The organism is [Scytonema hofmanni] UTEX 2349, assembly GCF_000582685.1.
Lineage (GTDB): Bacteria > Cyanobacteriota > Cyanobacteriia > Cyanobacteriales > Nostocaceae > Hassallia > Hassallia hofmanni.
Genome location: NZ_KK073768.1, coordinates 3,722,780 through 3,737,779, shown reverse-complemented (window position 1 = coordinate 3,737,779; position 15,000 = coordinate 3,722,780). Strand labels below are relative to the sequence as shown.

14 protein-coding genes and 1 pseudogene (1 of these 15 running past the window's edge) are annotated in these 15,000 nt (G+C 39.8%); 5 read left to right on the top strand and 10 right to left on the bottom strand.

Annotated features, from left to right (window positions below; translation table 11 throughout):
* The 3 genes from TOL9009_RS0121770 to upp all read right to left on the bottom strand — a co-directional run.
* Window positions 1-289: the 5' portion of an RNA-guided endonuclease InsQ/TnpB family protein gene (locus TOL9009_RS0121770; RefSeq protein ID WP_029634632.1), read on the bottom strand. It extends 1,049 nt beyond the left edge of the window; only the first 289 of its 1,338 coding nucleotides appear in the window; it begins with the start codon at window positions 287-289; its stop codon lies beyond the left edge, outside the window.
* 313 nt (window positions 290-602) lie between these two features.
* Window positions 603-962, bottom strand: a complete 360-nt coding sequence (locus TOL9009_RS0121765; RefSeq protein ID WP_029634631.1) for a hypothetical protein — start codon at window positions 960-962, stop codon at window positions 603-605.
* 76 nt (window positions 963-1,038) lie between these two features.
* On the bottom strand, window positions 1,039-1,689 hold the full coding sequence (gene upp / locus TOL9009_RS0121760) for a uracil phosphoribosyltransferase (RefSeq protein ID WP_029634630.1): 651 nt from the start codon (window positions 1,687-1,689) through the stop codon (window positions 1,039-1,041).
* A gap of 377 nt (window positions 1,690-2,066) precedes the next feature.
* On the opposite strand from upp, the gene crtH reads away from it, so the two are divergent.
* Window positions 2,067-3,596, top strand: a complete 1,530-nt coding sequence (crtH, locus tag TOL9009_RS0121755) for a carotenoid isomerase (protein ID WP_029634629.1) — start codon at window positions 2,067-2,069, stop codon at window positions 3,594-3,596.
* 41 nt (window positions 3,597-3,637) lie between these two features.
* Here crtH and TOL9009_RS0121750 read toward each other — a convergent pair whose 3' ends face one another.
* Window positions 3,638-4,219 carry a CAP domain-containing protein gene (locus tag TOL9009_RS0121750; RefSeq protein WP_051502985.1) on the bottom strand — a complete coding sequence of 194 codons (582 nt, stop codon included), beginning with the start codon at window positions 4,217-4,219 and terminating at the stop codon, window positions 3,638-3,640.
* 477 nt (window positions 4,220-4,696) lie between these two features.
* Here TOL9009_RS0121750 and TOL9009_RS0121745 point away from each other — a divergent pair, with 477 nt between their 5' ends.
* Entirely contained in the window at window positions 4,697-6,130 is a 1,434-nt protein-coding gene (locus TOL9009_RS0121745) for a hypothetical protein (protein WP_029634627.1), read from the top strand.
* A complete protein-coding gene (locus tag TOL9009_RS0121740) occupies window positions 6,127-7,203 on the top strand; it encodes a DUF1822 family protein (RefSeq protein WP_038296514.1) in 1,077 nt (358 codons plus the stop codon). Before TOL9009_RS0121745 ends, TOL9009_RS0121740 begins: the two co-directional genes overlap by 4 nt.
* 195 nt (window positions 7,204-7,398) lie before the next feature.
* On the opposite strand, the gene TOL9009_RS40070 is transcribed toward TOL9009_RS0121740, so the two are convergent.
* The 5 genes and pseudogenes from TOL9009_RS40070 to TOL9009_RS0121715 all read right to left on the bottom strand — a co-directional run bounded on the left by TOL9009_RS40070 (window position 7,399) and on the right by TOL9009_RS0121715 (window position 12,858).
* On the bottom strand, window positions 7,399-8,142 hold the full coding sequence (locus TOL9009_RS40070; protein ID WP_038297441.1) for a DUF928 domain-containing protein: 744 nt from the start codon (window positions 8,140-8,142) through the stop codon (window positions 7,399-7,401).
* A gap of 125 nt (window positions 8,143-8,267) precedes the next feature.
* The gene (locus tag TOL9009_RS0121730) at window positions 8,268-10,715 is read right to left on the bottom strand and encodes a CHASE2 domain-containing protein (protein WP_029634625.1); all 2,448 of its coding nucleotides are present in this window, start codon (window positions 10,713-10,715) and stop codon (window positions 8,268-8,270) included.
* Between the two features lie 221 nt (window positions 10,716-10,936).
* A pseudogene (locus tag TOL9009_RS0121725) lies at window positions 10,937-11,074 on the bottom strand (Uma2 family endonuclease); the annotation flags it as partial.
* Between the two features lie 77 nt (window positions 11,075-11,151).
* Entirely contained in the window at window positions 11,152-12,321 is a 1,170-nt protein-coding gene (gene purT, locus TOL9009_RS0121720) for a formate-dependent phosphoribosylglycinamide formyltransferase (RefSeq protein WP_029634623.1), read from the bottom strand.
* A 39-nt stretch (window positions 12,322-12,360) separates the two neighbouring features.
* Complete coding sequence (locus tag TOL9009_RS0121715; RefSeq protein ID WP_029634622.1) at window positions 12,361-12,858, bottom strand: pentapeptide repeat-containing protein; 498 nt, start codon at window positions 12,856-12,858, stop codon at window positions 12,361-12,363.
* A gap of 170 nt (window positions 12,859-13,028) precedes the next feature.
* Between TOL9009_RS0121715 and TOL9009_RS0121710 the strand changes: the two genes are divergently transcribed.
* Together TOL9009_RS0121710 and TOL9009_RS46015 are read left to right on the top strand one after the other, a co-directional pair.
* Window positions 13,029-13,523 (top strand): hypothetical protein, encoded by a 495-nt coding sequence (locus tag TOL9009_RS0121710; RefSeq protein ID WP_260675928.1) that lies wholly within the window; start codon window positions 13,029-13,031, stop codon window positions 13,521-13,523.
* Window positions 13,524-13,617: 94 nt separating this feature from the next.
* A complete protein-coding gene (locus TOL9009_RS46015) occupies window positions 13,618-13,782 on the top strand; it encodes a hypothetical protein (protein WP_186227717.1) in 165 nt (54 codons plus the stop codon).
* Window positions 13,783-13,883: 101 nt separating this feature from the next.
* On the opposite strand, the gene TOL9009_RS40060 is transcribed toward TOL9009_RS46015, so the two are convergent.
* Window positions 13,884-14,888 carry a caspase family protein gene (locus TOL9009_RS40060; protein ID WP_260675927.1) on the bottom strand — a complete coding sequence of 335 codons (1,005 nt, stop codon included), beginning with the start codon at window positions 14,886-14,888 and terminating at the stop codon, window positions 13,884-13,886.
* Between the last annotated feature and the right edge of the window lie 112 nt (window positions 14,889-15,000).

Here is a 15,000-nt window from a genome sequence, read left to right as displayed (position 1 = left end):
TAGCAATAGCGTCAGCACTTTGCTTTACCTTAGTCCAGAGAGTTTTGTATGTTGCCGATACCTGTCTAGGTACGTTGCAAGCCATTTGCGCTCCAAGCCCAAATAAGACTCTTAATTCGTTGTAGACAGCTTTTTGCAACTTAGCCCCATTGCTGGTCTTACCCGCATCAAACGCAACCTGCGAAGTATAGTTCAAAGCATCGCGGTAGGCTAAAGTAGTCTGAGACACTAAAGCTTTTTGCTCGGTGGTCAGATTTAATTTCAGCTTGGCGGTGATTACTTGGGACATTATCTTCACAAACTCTGATTATTATTATATCTCGTGAAGATAAAGATAGTAAGGATTACAAGGACTTTGTTCGCTCACTCATCCACCCATCTTCGCGGCTCCGAGCGATGCTTCTCAGATTGCGGATGGGGGAATCGCTTACTCACTCGCATTCTGAGAGCCACTCACTTGAGGACAGGTAGGGTGGGGGACTCCTGCTGTTTTAATTGAGCCTGGATCATGGTGTGTGCGGATTGTTTTAACATATACCACTTGTGGTATCTCCACATTAGCTTTTTTAAGAGCGGCGCACTTACCCTGTCTTGATTAGACGTTAGCGAAGCTCATCGCTGCGCGAGGCTTGATCGCTAAGGGACTCAGTAGAGTTAGTATTGACATTCAAGAGCTGCTTGCGGACTTCATCAATTGTGGCATTGAGCTGGGCAATTTTATCTTCGAGCGATCGCCTTGCCGTTTCTATCTCCATACCTTCATTTTCTGCAGCTTTCATCTGATGCCGTTTCAAAATATTTGTTTTTTTAGCTTCTGCTGTTCCATTTGTCAGTTCCGAGTCCTCTTGTATTAATTCAAGATCGCGTCGTTGAGTAATCAGGGCACCCACAACACCACCAACTACGCTGCCGACAATTGCCCCAGCAAAAAAACCACTCGCAAAACCATCACGCTGACTCATATCTTTACTGCCTTGATGAAACGCTTTGCATCTCCAAACTAGTTATTGCACCTAACTGTTATAGCTGCATACTAGCTTAAGTCCCAAAGATGCGATCGCCTGCATCTCCCAATCCCGGTACAATATAGCCCTGATCGTTGACGGTTTCGTCAATTGTGGCGGTGTAAATTATTAAACCCGGATAAGCAGCACTTAATTGTTGCAAAGCTGGCGGAGCAGCCACCACACAAACAATCCGTGTCAAAACCGGATCGACACCCCGATGTGTTAATTCTGCCATCGCTGCCATAATCGATCCTCCCGTTGCTAACATCGGATCGGTAATTAACACTCGTGTTTGGGGGTCAAATTTTTCTGGCAATTTGTTTAGGTAACACGAAGGTTGCAAAGTTTCTTCATTTCGCACCAAGCCCAGATGATAAATAGAAGCCAAAGGTAGCAACGTCTGTGCTCCCTCTAGCAATCCTAAACCTGCCCGGAGAATTGGCACGACTGCGATCGGCATCTCTGGGTCAATCAAAGTCGCAGGACACGAAGCTAAAGGACTGTTAACAGTTGTTTCTAAAGTTGGCAACCACTCCCGAGCAGCTTCATAAGTTAACCAGCGTCCTAACTCAGTCATCGCAGTGCGAAATAAAACTGAAGGTGTTGCAGCATCACGAGCGACTGCCAGCCAGTGCTTAATTAAAGGATGGGGCGGAACATAAATACGCAATTGGAGCGTCATAACTCAATTTTTGGCGACTACATGCTATATAACAACTGAAACCTATAATACTCTTTCGAGGCGTACCACTGAAAACTAAAATTACATCGGCAAAATTATTGAAAAAATTTTTCATTAATAGTTGACATTTATTCTCAATCAAGTTTATATTGTTCTCAAGTGTTCTCCTCTCTTTAAGGATCGGCAGACGGGATTAGCCAGCAATATAACGGCTCGTCCCTCTTTTTTTTTAGGGAGTTGGGCATTGGGCATTGGGCAATGGGAATTGTGAATTGAGTAAAACGTTATTTACATCCGGTAAGCATTTATGCATGATTGTGTGAGAAACTCTTTCCATGCACCATGCACCATGCCCCATGCCCCATGCCCCATGCCCCATGCCCCATAATGCCCTAGTCCCTAGTCCCTCATTTGATGTAATCGTCATTGGCTCTGGAATTGGTGGTTTGGTGACAGCAACTCAGTTAGCCGCCAAGGGTGCTAAAGTGCTGGTGCTGGAACGTTATCTAATTCCTGGTGGTAGTGCTGGTTACTTTGAAAGGCAAGGCTATAAATTTGATGTTGGAGCGTCGATGATTTTCGGGTTTGGCGATCGCGGCACCACTAACTTATTAAAACGCGCTCTTGAATTGGTAAATGTCAGCTTAGAGACAATTCCCGACTCTGTGCAAATTCATTATCATCTGCCCGATAACTTCGACCTGAAAGTTGATCGAGCTTATGATAAATTTTTACAAAACCTGACTGCCAAATTTCCTCACGAAAAAGAAGGAATTCGTCGTTTTTATGACGAATGCTGGAAAGTCTTCAATTGCCTCAATCGCATGGATTTGCTGTCTCTGGAAGAACCTCGGTATTTATTGCGGTCATTTTTCCAGCATCCATTAGCGTGCCTCGGTTTAGCTAAGTATCTGCCTCAAAATGCCGGAGATGTGGCACGACGCTATATTAAAGACCCGGAATTATTAAAATTTATCGATATTGAGTGCTATTGCTGGTCGGTGGTTCCAGCGGACATGACACCGATGATTAATGCGGGAATGGTGTTCTCCGACAGGCATTATGGAGGAGTTAACTACCCTAAAGGTGGGGTGGGACAAATTGCCCAAAAACTAGTTGAGGGTCTAGAAAAAGCTGGGGGTGAAATTCACTATCAAGCGAGAGTGACAAAAATCATTCAAGAAAATCAACGAGCCGTGGGCGTGCAACTAGCTAACGGTAAAATATACCTGGGAAAACGCATAGTTTCTAATGCTACACGCTGGGATACGTTTGAAAATTTACTACCAGCAGAAGAAATGCCAATAAATGAAAAAAAATGGCAACAACGCTATAAAAAATCGCCCAGTTTTCTGAGTTTGCACATGGGGGTAAAAAAATCGGTGTTGTTGGGGAGAGAATGCCATCACATTTTGTTGTCAGATTGGGAAAAAATGGCTTCTGTAGAAGGGACGATTTTTGTTTCGATTCCCACTCTGCTTGACCCAGATTTAGCACCGATAGGCTATGGTATAATCCACGCTTTTACGCCGCATTGGATTGCAGATTGGCAGAATTTATCTGCAAGTGAGTACGAGGCGAAGAAAGAAGAAGCTGCGTGGGGAATTATTGACCGCTTGGAGAAGATTTTTCCTGGTTTAGATGCGGGATTGGATTATTTAGAGGTGGGAACACCGCGATCGCATCGGCGCTTTTTAGGTCGTGTTGATGGCACTTATGGACCAATTCCCCGGCGTAAGTTGCGGGGTTTATTGGGGATGCCGTTTAATCGTACAGATATTCCCGGACTCTATTGCGTGGGGGATAGTAGTTTTCCGGGTCAGGGTTTGAATGCGGTGGCATTTTCGGGGTTTGCCTGCGCTCATCGCATTGCTGTAGATTTGGGGTTAGGAGTTAGTCCACAATGAAGACGTTCCGCCGGAACGTCTCTACTATGCTAGGTAAGTTTTTATGCGGGAGAGGCGAAATCTTGTGTCCAATAGTTGTTAGAGTAACCAACACCAAGCTCCCGATAATTGGGATTAAGAATGTTTTTGCGATGTCCATCATTGGGAGGAACCTCGTTAATCCAAGCGGACACTGCTAGCTCTGGTGTCTTTTGTCCTCCTGCAACGTTCTCAGCAATTGCTGACCATTTATAGCCTGCACGGGAGATGCGATCGCCTAATGATAACTCCCCTGGGAGTTGGTGACTTATAGACTTGCTCCGTGCCATGTTCTCGCTGTGAGTTTGTGCAGCCGCAGTTAATTGGGGATTTAATCTTAGTGGTGGCAAACCAGCTTTATTACGTTCTATATTAGTGAGTTCTAAAACTCTATTGACGATATTATTATTCAATGGCTGAGGAACAGATACCCCAGGAATGGTAAGTACCATCCCTGGTTTGATCTGAGTAGTATCAGATCCAATTAACGCTTTATTTGCCTCGTAAATTTTTCTCCATGAGGCTTCACTGCCATCACCGTAAAATTTCTGGGCAATTGATGATAGAAAGTCGCCCTGTTTGACGGTATAAGTTTGACTATCCATAATTTTCTGCTTTTTGTTGTTCAGAATGACTTTTTTTGCCTTCTAATTATGAATGGGTGTCAGTGAAATCGATTTATGCACTTTTAGAAAGAACGAGTGTAAGAAGTTTATATAGAATATAGCGGTTTTCGGTTGAGTGAAATACAAACCTAACCCCCTACCCCCTTCCCGGAATAGGGAAGGGGAAAAAGCCCCTCTCCTTGTAGGAGAGGGGTTGGGGAGAGGTCAGAGTGTATTGGATTCAATTGCAAACCGCTATAAACCACCAAATTAGAGATTTTGGCGATCGCAGTAGCAAACCTCTCTCAAGACAGATGTAATTTGAGTTTGTTGGGTTTTACTCTAGCTGGAATTGACGAATGGTAATTATTAGTGCCAATCTAAATAATAGGTACTGCATAAGCTAAATATGCAGGCATCTATTTATTGCATAGAAAGATACATAAAAGTCATCGATCATCAGGAGAACCAGGATCTATGAGTGCGACATCAAGATACTGGCACATTTGCCGAATTAGTCTTAAGAGCCAAAGGACTGGATACGAATACAGTTTAGTTCCCATTGCCCAGGAATTTTGTTATTCAAAAGTTCCTAGTTCCCAAACTAGGGAAATGCAAGCTTTTCTGCTATCCTATTTTGACGCTAAAAACTCGGACTTTGTTGATGTTGCAATTCGTGGATCAGCTGGATTTTGTTTACGCTGCTATGTTAGCGAACCGATTCTCAAAGCTTGTCAAAAGATAGATAGTCTGTTTAGTGGTGATAAGTCGTTTACATACAAGGATTTACTGCCATTTGTACTGAATGATGATGGAAAAACGCCGATTATTTTGGATAGCGATCGCAAAACTCAACTTATAGTAGATGCAAACGGTAAAACGAAAACATCAACTTTTAAATTTTTTACGGTTGAGGTTTTGCGAACATATAACGCTGATGCTAGAAGCATGAGCTTAGATAATTGGGTATATTTGCAAACTAAACAAAATTCCGAAGTTAAAGATTTCTTATCAGAGTTTGGTTTTCAGAATCTCAGTGATTGGGCTTTGATGAATCGAGCTAGACCGAAACAGATTGAAAAATTATCTGTACGCGATCGCCATTTAGTGGAAGTCTTTCATTCAGTTTATCGTCGAGACAGACAGAATCAGCGCCAAGTCGGTGCAAAAAGATGTCCTGACCCCTCCACTACCCAACTGCAAGAAATGTTAAAAAGCTTGCAGCAACGAGGTCTAGCTATTAATACTCCGGTTGAGTTGACAAAAGAACTCAAATATGTAGCAACCCAGCTTCGACAATATGACATTTGGAGTTACCGAGAACCTCTGGAAATTCAAGACCCGGATACGGGAAATTATACAATCAGAGCGGATTTCCCCAATGATTCCCAAGATGATTTAGATGTGGAACAACGGGAAATTATAGAGTTTTTGCATGAGCAACTCAAAACGGCGTTAGTTGAATCAATTCAACAACAGATTAGCGATCGCTTAAGGGAGTTGCAAAAAAGTCGAAAATATGCATCTTTTGCCGAGCAATTCATTGCAGGATTGCAACTTTATTACTGTCAGCAGATGCCTTTGAAAGATGTTGGTTCTAAATTGGGTATGTCAAGTTGGGATCAAACTAGACGGATATTAAATCCCGGAGAATTACTTTCCAAAGTTCGCACTCGGACAGTACAACAAGTTATAGAAAAAATTTTATCAGAGGCTCATTCAAAAGGTTTAACTGAAATTCCTCCAAAAATAGAATATCTGAAAACTGTGGTTGAGCAAATTGAAGCTTTTGCGGATGCAGAAATTTTTCAAGAAGCCGCAGAAGAAATTAGAGCGGGAAAAAGCCGGAGTCTGGATAGCTTATATGCACAGGAACTTCGCTTGAGTTTAAATAATCAAAAATCTGCATGAGTATTAAAGATATGCTTAATTCCACTGATATAAGATTGTTTCTACCCGAATCTATTTGCTTAGATTCAGAGCATTTTCAAGAAGCGAAAAAAATTAGCGATGGTCAGAGAACCGCTGGGAGCGATACCTTCGGCACACTGCGTGAACGCGTTAATCAGGAAGCTGATAAATGGCAAATTTATCTGAATACACTAGCGCTACTTGGCTTTGAAGAATGGCTGAGTACACGTATCAACCAGCAACCAATCAAGCGTGATTCAAATATCAGTTATCTCAAAGTTGGGGAATTTAAACTTTGTCTAATTGCTACAGAAAATATACTTGACGAAGAGGTAAATATAGCAGTAGATTTCATTGAAAACCCAGAATTAGCTGCTCATTTTTACGTCTTACTTGAAGTTTTAGAAGAGCAAGAAGAATTAATAATTAGAGGCTTTTTGCGGTACGATGAACTAGTTAATTATACTATCAAATTACAACCACGAGATGGCTTTTATCGGCTACCCTTAACAGAATTTGACCCAGAACCAAATCACCTATTATTTTACTCAAGTTTTTTAGAACCAACAGCTATTCTTTTACCTGTAGCCACAGAAACAAAAGCAGAAGAAAATTTAGTAGTATCTGTACAAGAAACTACAATTAAATTAAGCCAATGGTTACAAGGTATAATTGATGAAAGTTGGCAAGCTATTGATACACTTCTTAGCCCAGAATACAATTTAGCTTTCAGCACTAGGAGTGTTGAAGTAGCGACAAAGAGAGGAAAATTGATTGACTTAGGAATACAACTAAGTCATCAAACTGTGGTGCTACTAGTGAATATCACCGAAGAAGCTGAAGAAAAAATCTCTATTTCTATACAATTGCATCCAACAGGTAAAGAAAAATATTTGCCACGAAATATCAAAGTTACTTTATTATCTAAAGCAGGGAATATTCTTCAGGAAGTTGAAGCTAGAGGTCAAGATAATTACATTCAACTTAAGCCTTTTAAAGGCGAAAGAGGTAAACGCTTTAGCATTGAAGTTAGTTTGGATGAGCTTAGTGTTAGAGAAAATTTTGAGTTGTAATAAGCCTGTATTTGTAAATACACTAAAATATTGATTTTTCATATTTCAAATGACATTTTCATTACTTGAAAAAGTAAGTAATAAACCTGTCATGATATGATGTCCGTTTAATTGACAGTAACAAAAACGTCGCAACCGTCGTAGAGACGTTCCGGCGGAACGTCTTTACAATATATGTGATTCCCCATTCCCTAATTATTTATTCGGGGTGTAAATTTGCACAATTGGCGCTGGTGCAAGTTCTGGCAAATTGACCGATTTTAACAATTTAGTCCAATCTTCAACAAAGGCGTTATTGCCTGGATTATTGCGGCGTAATTCTCCTAAATTAGTTATTGCATCATACCAAATATTATTAGCGATATAAACTTTGTACTCCCGTGATTTTGCTTTATTTAACTGCTGTTGCAGTTGGGGGGTTAGTGTCAATCGTCGCACCCACGCATCAACAAAATACAGAGAACTTTTTTGAGCCGGACTACAATAAATGTTGAAATACCAATGATATTTCAAGTTTGGCTTTAGAGCATATTGGGGATTTTGCGGTAGTTTGACACTAATTACTCCCGATTTTCCTGTTAAGGTAATTGGTGTACGCCAAATATCGTTACTTTCTTGATCTTGCAAGACAAACTCTCCAGAACGGATATTGCTGGGTAACTCTGGAATATAAATCCAAAAGCTAGGATACTCGCTGATTGTTGTTCCTAAAAAGGATTTCTTGTTAGTTTCCTCACCAGGAACTAAGGCTGTCAACGGCGTTTTTAAGTTAGGACAATCACCGCGCCGGCTTGCTCCTCCTCGACGCCGACCTGTAGGATCGCCATTATCGGGAAATTGCTGATCGGCGGGTTTATTTTGTTTGATAGAAACTATGTTATTGAATGATTGTGCTTGAACTTGTGATGTTGCCAAACTAAAAAATAGTAAAGTAATCAAAGAAAGTTTTAAGTAAGATAAAACAGACCTAACCCCCCAATAAAGGAAGGGGGAGTTAAAGCCTCTCTCCTTGTAGGAGAGAGGTTTGGAGAGAGGTCTTACATTTAATTTATTTTTATTCATATTCACGAATTTAAATGTTTTTTGTTTATACGGGGACGCGGTAATATTTTCAGGACAACTGCACTAACAATTAACGCCAATGCTGATGGAATGAGTGGTATCCACCCTGCGAATGTAAATAGACCAAAGCAAATACTAAAAATTGCGATTAACGCTATGGCGATCGCTAATCCTAAATAAAGTGGTTCCTGAATCCTCCAACCGATGATTCCTCCTAACAATGACCATCCCCATACCCAAAGCACTTCCATCCACCCAGACAACCACCACAACAAAGGTCTTTTATCAAGCACTGCACTGAGAATCTGACTGATCATATGTGCTTGGACAAATACCCCCGGAATTCGCTTATCATTGTCTCCTGCGTTGCTGCTGTAGGGAGTTTTCCAATAATCAGGACTGCTTGTTGAGGCTATAACGCCAATTAAAACGATGCGATTCTTTAGTGATTCGATTAACTCAGGCTTAATTTGGTCAGTTAAAATGTCTTTTAAAGCTACTTGCCGAGCAATTTTTTGTGGAGAAAGTAAAGAACGATAATTCAGCAATATTTGATAACCGGATGCATCAAATTTTTGATAACCGCTAGTGTGGGATTTTAATTCCTGAAATTCTACATCGCCAATCTGCAAGTTTTTGTTTGAATTGATTTTCCATCTAATACCTTGTGCGTTCAAATAATGTTGTGCTAACTGAAAGTTAAAAGAATATTCTGCCACACAGGGAGATTTCGCCGGCGGGGTTAAGTGTATAAGTTGACGACGGGCAATCTCATCTTCATCGGCGACAAAATCACTAAAACTCTGGCGTTGTATTGGGACTTGAGGTGGTAGGGGAACGGCATCCTGAGCGTTATCAACAGTCGCGGCAACTTTACACAGTGCAAACAGGCGATCGTCCTTTTTCAAACGATTAGCTAAATCAGGATATTTGGGGTCAAAAGGAAAATCATGATATATATCTATACCAATAGCTTTTGGTTGATATGAATCTAATTTTTGCAAAAATTGATTGAATGCTTGGTCTGATAGCGAACCACGCAAATTCATTTTTTGCTGTATTTGATATTGAATATCTGCTTCATCAATTGTGACGATTAATAAGCGAGAATCTGGCTTTTCATCAGGCGATCGCAACTGCATTAAATGGTCATAAGATTGCAATTCCCAAGGTTGCAGCATCCCTAAATAGCGTACTCCCATGACTAAGGTTCCCACAACTACACTGGCAATCAACAACGTTGACAAGCTATGCTGGCGATATTTGAAGAAATTATCTGGTTGGGGTCGAATTTTGCCGCTGTCAGTTGAGGGTTGTTTTTGGGTAGAAATAACCGTTTTCGCCGATTGTGACCAAATCATCGGGGCTACAGCGGGGTTTTGACAAATTACCGGTAGCCAAGTCGCGCAAGGATATTCTTTTTCTAATCCTTGCAGTCTTTCTCTTGCATAACGCACCGCTGCATATAAAGATTGTCCGGTGGAAAATTCTGCGAGAAAATACTTTAAAAATTTTTGTGCTACCACATCCGGGACTGGTTCTCGCATGACAATTACTTGGGGAATCTGCAAACTCTGTAGTTGCTGCGCTAAACCCAAACCATCGCAAGAGTTAAAAATTGCTAACTTCAAACCGCGTGCGATCGCTTGACACAGAGCATACTTTAATTGTTCTAAAGTTAAACTATCTGTCTGATTAAGTTGCAACCATCCTTTTTCTTTAGTGCAGCTATGACCGGCAAAAAAGAGAATATCGCAATTTTGTTTCCAAAGGCGATCGTTTAAATCGTTTAACGATGGTTCTACTAAAAATTCTATCTCTGCTTGATACGATAATTCTTCTAAGAAAGTTCGATCTTGACTAATTTTAATTCCTTCACTATCACCAAAAACAGCCAAAATTTTAACTTTTTTTTCACTGCTATTTGCATGAATTATATTCGGTTGTTGATATTCTGCTGCACTTAATGCGACTTCCGCACGAGGATAATCTGTAAAAAAGTTCCACAAATGCCAAGGAAGATGCCGCAATTGATTATCATTGGTTTCAATAATAAAGCGAATTTCTGCGGATGGTTCTAATTGCGTGCGTAATTGTTTGTCAATTTTGTGAAACTGCGTGGAATTAAGCCATGCATTGATGCTATTGTCTAACTGAGCGCATAAATCGTGAAGATCAACTTCAGAAATATTAGTTACATAATCGGATTCAATTTCAAAATCGTCGTCAACTTCAGCTTCGACATTTAGACGCAAACCGAGACGTTGATGAAAAAGTGAATAAAGCGATCGCCAATTGCGGTATATTACACTAATTTCTGGTGCAGCTGGCAAACTAGCAGTAAACTTCATTCCGTAAGGGTTGTTTTGTTCCCCAAGCTGGACAGTTACCGCTGGAAAGCCATCCTCTAAGTTACCCTGTCCTAAGCTCAAAACAACTAACCTACTCATCTTTGTCTGACAAAACAACGGTTAGATAATAGATACCCAGACAAAATTAGCATTCCCGCAAATTGTTTACATCCGCCTTGCGTTAGATTTGCCAAATTAAACTACGTTCTCTGTATTACTGATATTAAATTTTACATAAAATAATTCAAAAAATATTAATCTTCACCACTTTCCGCAAAATTTACTTGCTCGTAAAGGTCAGTCAATGAAATTTGAAAATCAATTTGATTATGATTTGTAGTGCCACCTATCATTGGTACAATTTCTCCATCACGGTATTCGCTTTTATATTCTGCCTTTTCTTCCAGTTCTAAATATTCTTCAGGTGTGTAATAGCGTTTTGGTGTTTCTAACTGCATAAAGATACCACCTATTCTTGTACTGCTATGCTAATATTTTTGGGGCAGAGAACTACACTTCTCAAGGTAGACGAGGTTTAAACAATCTTTATTTTACTTGCTGCTTTCGTTGCTTTTTCCCGTGCTTCTTGAACATCAACACCTTTTGCTAAAGCTACTCCCATTCTTCTATATGGATGAGCATTAGGTTTACCAAACAGTTTAATATCAACATCTTTTTCTGACAAGGCATCAGCAACCCCTGTAAAAGCGATATTATCTGACTTTTGCGAAGCTAAAATTACTGCACTGGCTGATGCTCCCAACTGTTCTATATTGGGAATGGGCAAATTTAAAATAGCTCTTAAATGCAATTCAAATTCATTCAAATTTTGGGATATTAATGTCACCATACCTGTATCATGAGGTCTTGGGGAGAGTTCCGAGAAAATAACTTCATCTTTGGTAATGAAAAACTCAACTCCAAAGATTCCCGCACCTCCTAAAGCATCGGTAACTTGTTTGGCAATTTCTTCAGCATCGGATATCATTTTTTCCGAAATTAAAGCAGGTTGCCAAGATTCTTGATAATCTCCTCTTTCTTGACGATGACCGATAGGAGAACAGAAAATAGTCGGTGCATTCCACTGCTTAATTGTCAATAAAGTTATCTCAATTTCAAAATTGATAAATTCTTCAACAATTACCTTTTGACTATCACCTCTAGAATTAGCGATCGCATAATTCCAAGCCTTCTCAACCTCATTTGAATTATGCACTACAGATTGACCTTTTCCTGATGATGACATCACAGGTTTAACAACATTAGGAAACCCAACTTGATTACTAACAGCAATCAACTCTTCTAAATTTTTAGCATAACCATATTTAGCAGTTCTAATCCCCAATTGCTGATGTGCTAATTCCCTAATTCTGTCACGATTCATCGTATAATTAGTAGCTGCTGCCGTGGGAATAACCGTAATTCCTCTTGATTCAAACTCCAGTAACTTTTCAGTTCTAATCGCTTCAATTTCTGGGATGATAAAATCAGGCTGATGTTTAGTAACTATAGCTTCTAAATCATCACCACTCAGCATCGAAATCACTTCACAACAGTCAGCAACTTGCATACCTGGAGCATTATCATAGCGGTCAACCGCAATTATATAATTACCCAAACGTTGAGCAGCAATTACAAACTCCTTCCCTAATTCTCCCGAACCCAGCAACATCAACTTTTGTGGTAACTTCATCTGATTACTCATTAACTCTCTGCGTCCTCTGCGCCTCTGCGGTTTGTTCTTTTAAAAATCATCTTCTGAATAATCAAACCTAGCACCGCGAAGTTGTAAATCTTTACGTTGTCGCTCTTTAATACCAATCCCTTTAGCAAACCGACACTCATCTAGAAGAGCATTTAACCATATAGTTTCATTCAGAGTTGCTCCTCGCAAATCCGCTTTTCTTAAATCTGCATCAGTAAAATTAGCAAAGAGCAAGTCTGCATTTTTCAAACTGCTCTTTTGCAGATTTGCTCTTGAAAAATTACCACGAATAAAGTTTACTTCATCCAAAATTAAGTTAGATAAATCGGCTTCTATTAAATTCGGAAATTTTAGGTTAGTTGGATTTTCCAAAAATCGCATTAGACAACTTATGTTTGCTTCGTTTAAGCGCATTTTGGTTAAAAAATCATAACGAGCCATACCAAGTTTTTGGAGAAATTGCAAACGTTGTTCCGGACTTTGTTCTAAAAATTGGATCGCTTTGAATCGTAAGTTTTGAGTTGTGGATTTTAACATAGAATATTTTCTCACGCAGAGGCGCAAAGAAAGAAGTTGAAATTGAAGTTTTGCCAGATTTTCCGGAAAAATGCAATTATCATTTGTTTAATATTTACAGTGTTAATCGGCAAGTTATGAAAATAAGATTTATAACTGACAAAATAAAAGGTCGTTGGTTAATAATAACGTTGACTGCGATTTCCTTAGGGTTATTTACCTGCTTCTTGGCTGATATTGTCAGAACGAGAATTATAAATGTTGATAATTTGTTGAAAAAATTAGAAGAAAAACAAGTAGATAATCCTCGTTTGATTCAGAAAATTGCTGTGCAAAGGGGTTTTGAGTATGAAAAAGGATTAGACTTTAAATGTATGTCATGGTCTACTTATCCAGTGAGTAGTGGGTGGACAAATAAAGTAGGCGATCGCGATTTTTTTATAGATTTTTATATTCCACCAGACAAAAAAGCGATAATTTGTACAACACCAGCTTTAGCAGCTGCGTTAACTGCGGAAACTGACAAACCGTTTTTGTATGAGGTTTACCCAACTGATTACGGTTTGCGTGTTCGCATTACCATCGGTCTTTCTGAAGTTGGAGATGCTTGTAAAAGTTTGACGGGTAATGTTAATTGTGCAAATTCTATATTATCGCGTCAAGTGATAGTACGGTATGAGCCGTAGATAAGTTGTTAGGAGTTATTGGATAATTGGATGATATCATTAGCAGGGTTGAAGGCTAAAAAAAAGGTGAAGAAATTAATTGTCTCCAGGACAAATGAGGCTGCCTTGGGATGAATGGGAAGCGACTAACGAAGAAATAGAAAATGTAGCGTGCAAGTTTATTTTTGCTAATTGTTATAACCCGCAAGTTGCCAGCATCGTACTACAAAAACAAGAAGATGCTTTTTATTATGCCCAGTGCCAGGTAACGGAAACCTAGAACCCGCAATACTTCGTGAGTTACGACTTGTTTGTGAATCTTTACAATTTCGTGTAAGCCTTATATGTTACAGTTTACAAGTCTCGACGCGAGAGAAGAGATCACTCCCCCCACTTCCCCCACTCCATGTCCCTCTTGCTCCTCACAGATGTAATCTCTAACTCAATTGATGCTACATCCTCATCCCTTAAACCTAAAATATCCTGCTGATAATCCTTGAGTATCTTGCGAATATGTTCATCCAGGGGATATTTTCGCCCAACAGCCTTCGCAAAAGCTTGTTTGTAACTTTCCAAATTTGCAAACCGTCTGCGGAAAGGTTCTAAGACTTCGGTTTCTATTTCCTCGGCTTTTTCATCTGTGAGTCCAAATGTTTTCCGTTTTGGCTTTAAGACTAAGAAAGCAAATTCATCAAGTTCACCATTTTGTGCATATTGTTCAACAAGCTTGCGATACTCTGCCTCTGGATTCTTGGGGGCATATGCCAGTAAAATATTAAAGCCCTCTTTATCCAGAATGATCTCTGGTGTCATCTTCGGCTTTATGGCTTGAACTTTTGCTTTAGCGTAAGCGTGCAGTTCCTGTACATGAATATTGCCATCGTTGTCTGTGTCTGCTGCACCTGTCTCAATTCCCTCAACTAAATATTGAGTATAAAGCGAAAGCGGTAAAATTTCCTGCTCAAATGAAGTTTGAGTTGCACTACTAGATGTGAGAACAACTCGTCCCTCTGCACCTAGTTGCTTTTTGAGATCGACACCGACACTTTTTGTCCTCCAACCTTGAGCGATCGCACCACTGTAGCAAGCATCCAAAATTAATACTTGTCGTTTAGCATAGCAATTATTTGATTGTCTTTGAATAAAATTTGCGTCTACAGCAGTAGCTTCAAAGTCGTCTTTAGCTGTAATCTTAGTTGTTAAATAAAGATGACCATCATCATTAGTAATACCATGACCAGAGAAAAATAATAATACTAAGTCATCTTTTGCAGCTTGTTTAAATAGCTTTTGAATTGCCTTTCGCATTTGTGTCTGATCAGGATTAAGCAGACATTCGGGTTGTTCAAAACCTCCCAAACTTGGGTTTTGCAAAACTCGCTGCATAGCTTTTACATCATTGAGAGCAGATGATAGAGGAGGGGATACCTTCCCCATATTCACTGACTCCAATTAGCAGCGCTATCTTCTTAGGCATTTGCTCCACCACCCATTGCTG

Coding starts and splice junctions, on each gene's coding strand:
- TOL9009_RS0121745 (WP_029634627.1), top strand. CDS start 4,697: ATGAGTGCGACATCAAGATACTGGCACATTTGCCGAATTAGTCTTAAG.
- purT (WP_029634623.1), bottom strand. CDS start 12,321: ATGAGTAATCAGATGAAGTTACCACAAAAGTTGATGTTGCTGGGTTCG.
- TOL9009_RS0121750 (WP_051502985.1), bottom strand. CDS start 4,219: ATGGATAGTCAAACTTATACCGTCAAACAGGGCGACTTTCTATCATCA.
- crtH (WP_029634629.1), top strand. CDS start 2,067: ATGCCCCATAATGCCCTAGTCCCTAGTCCCTCATTTGATGTAATCGTC.
- TOL9009_RS40060 (WP_260675927.1), bottom strand. CDS start 14,888: ATGCAGCGAGTTTTGCAAAACCCAAGTTTGGGAGGTTTTGAACAACCC.
- TOL9009_RS0121765 (WP_029634631.1), bottom strand. CDS start 962: ATGAGTCAGCGTGATGGTTTTGCGAGTGGTTTTTTTGCTGGGGCAATT.
- TOL9009_RS0121740 (WP_038296514.1), top strand. CDS start 6,127: ATGAGTATTAAAGATATGCTTAATTCCACTGATATAAGATTGTTTCTA.
- upp (WP_029634630.1), bottom strand. CDS start 1,689: ATGACGCTCCAATTGCGTATTTATGTTCCGCCCCATCCTTTAATTAAG.
- TOL9009_RS46015 (WP_186227717.1), top strand. CDS start 13,618: ATGAGGCTGCCTTGGGATGAATGGGAAGCGACTAACGAAGAAATAGAA.
- TOL9009_RS0121715 (WP_029634622.1), bottom strand. CDS start 12,858: ATGTTAAAATCCACAACTCAAAACTTACGATTCAAAGCGATCCAATTT.
- TOL9009_RS0121730 (WP_029634625.1), bottom strand. CDS start 10,715: ATGAGTAGGTTAGTTGTTTTGAGCTTAGGACAGGGTAACTTAGAGGAT.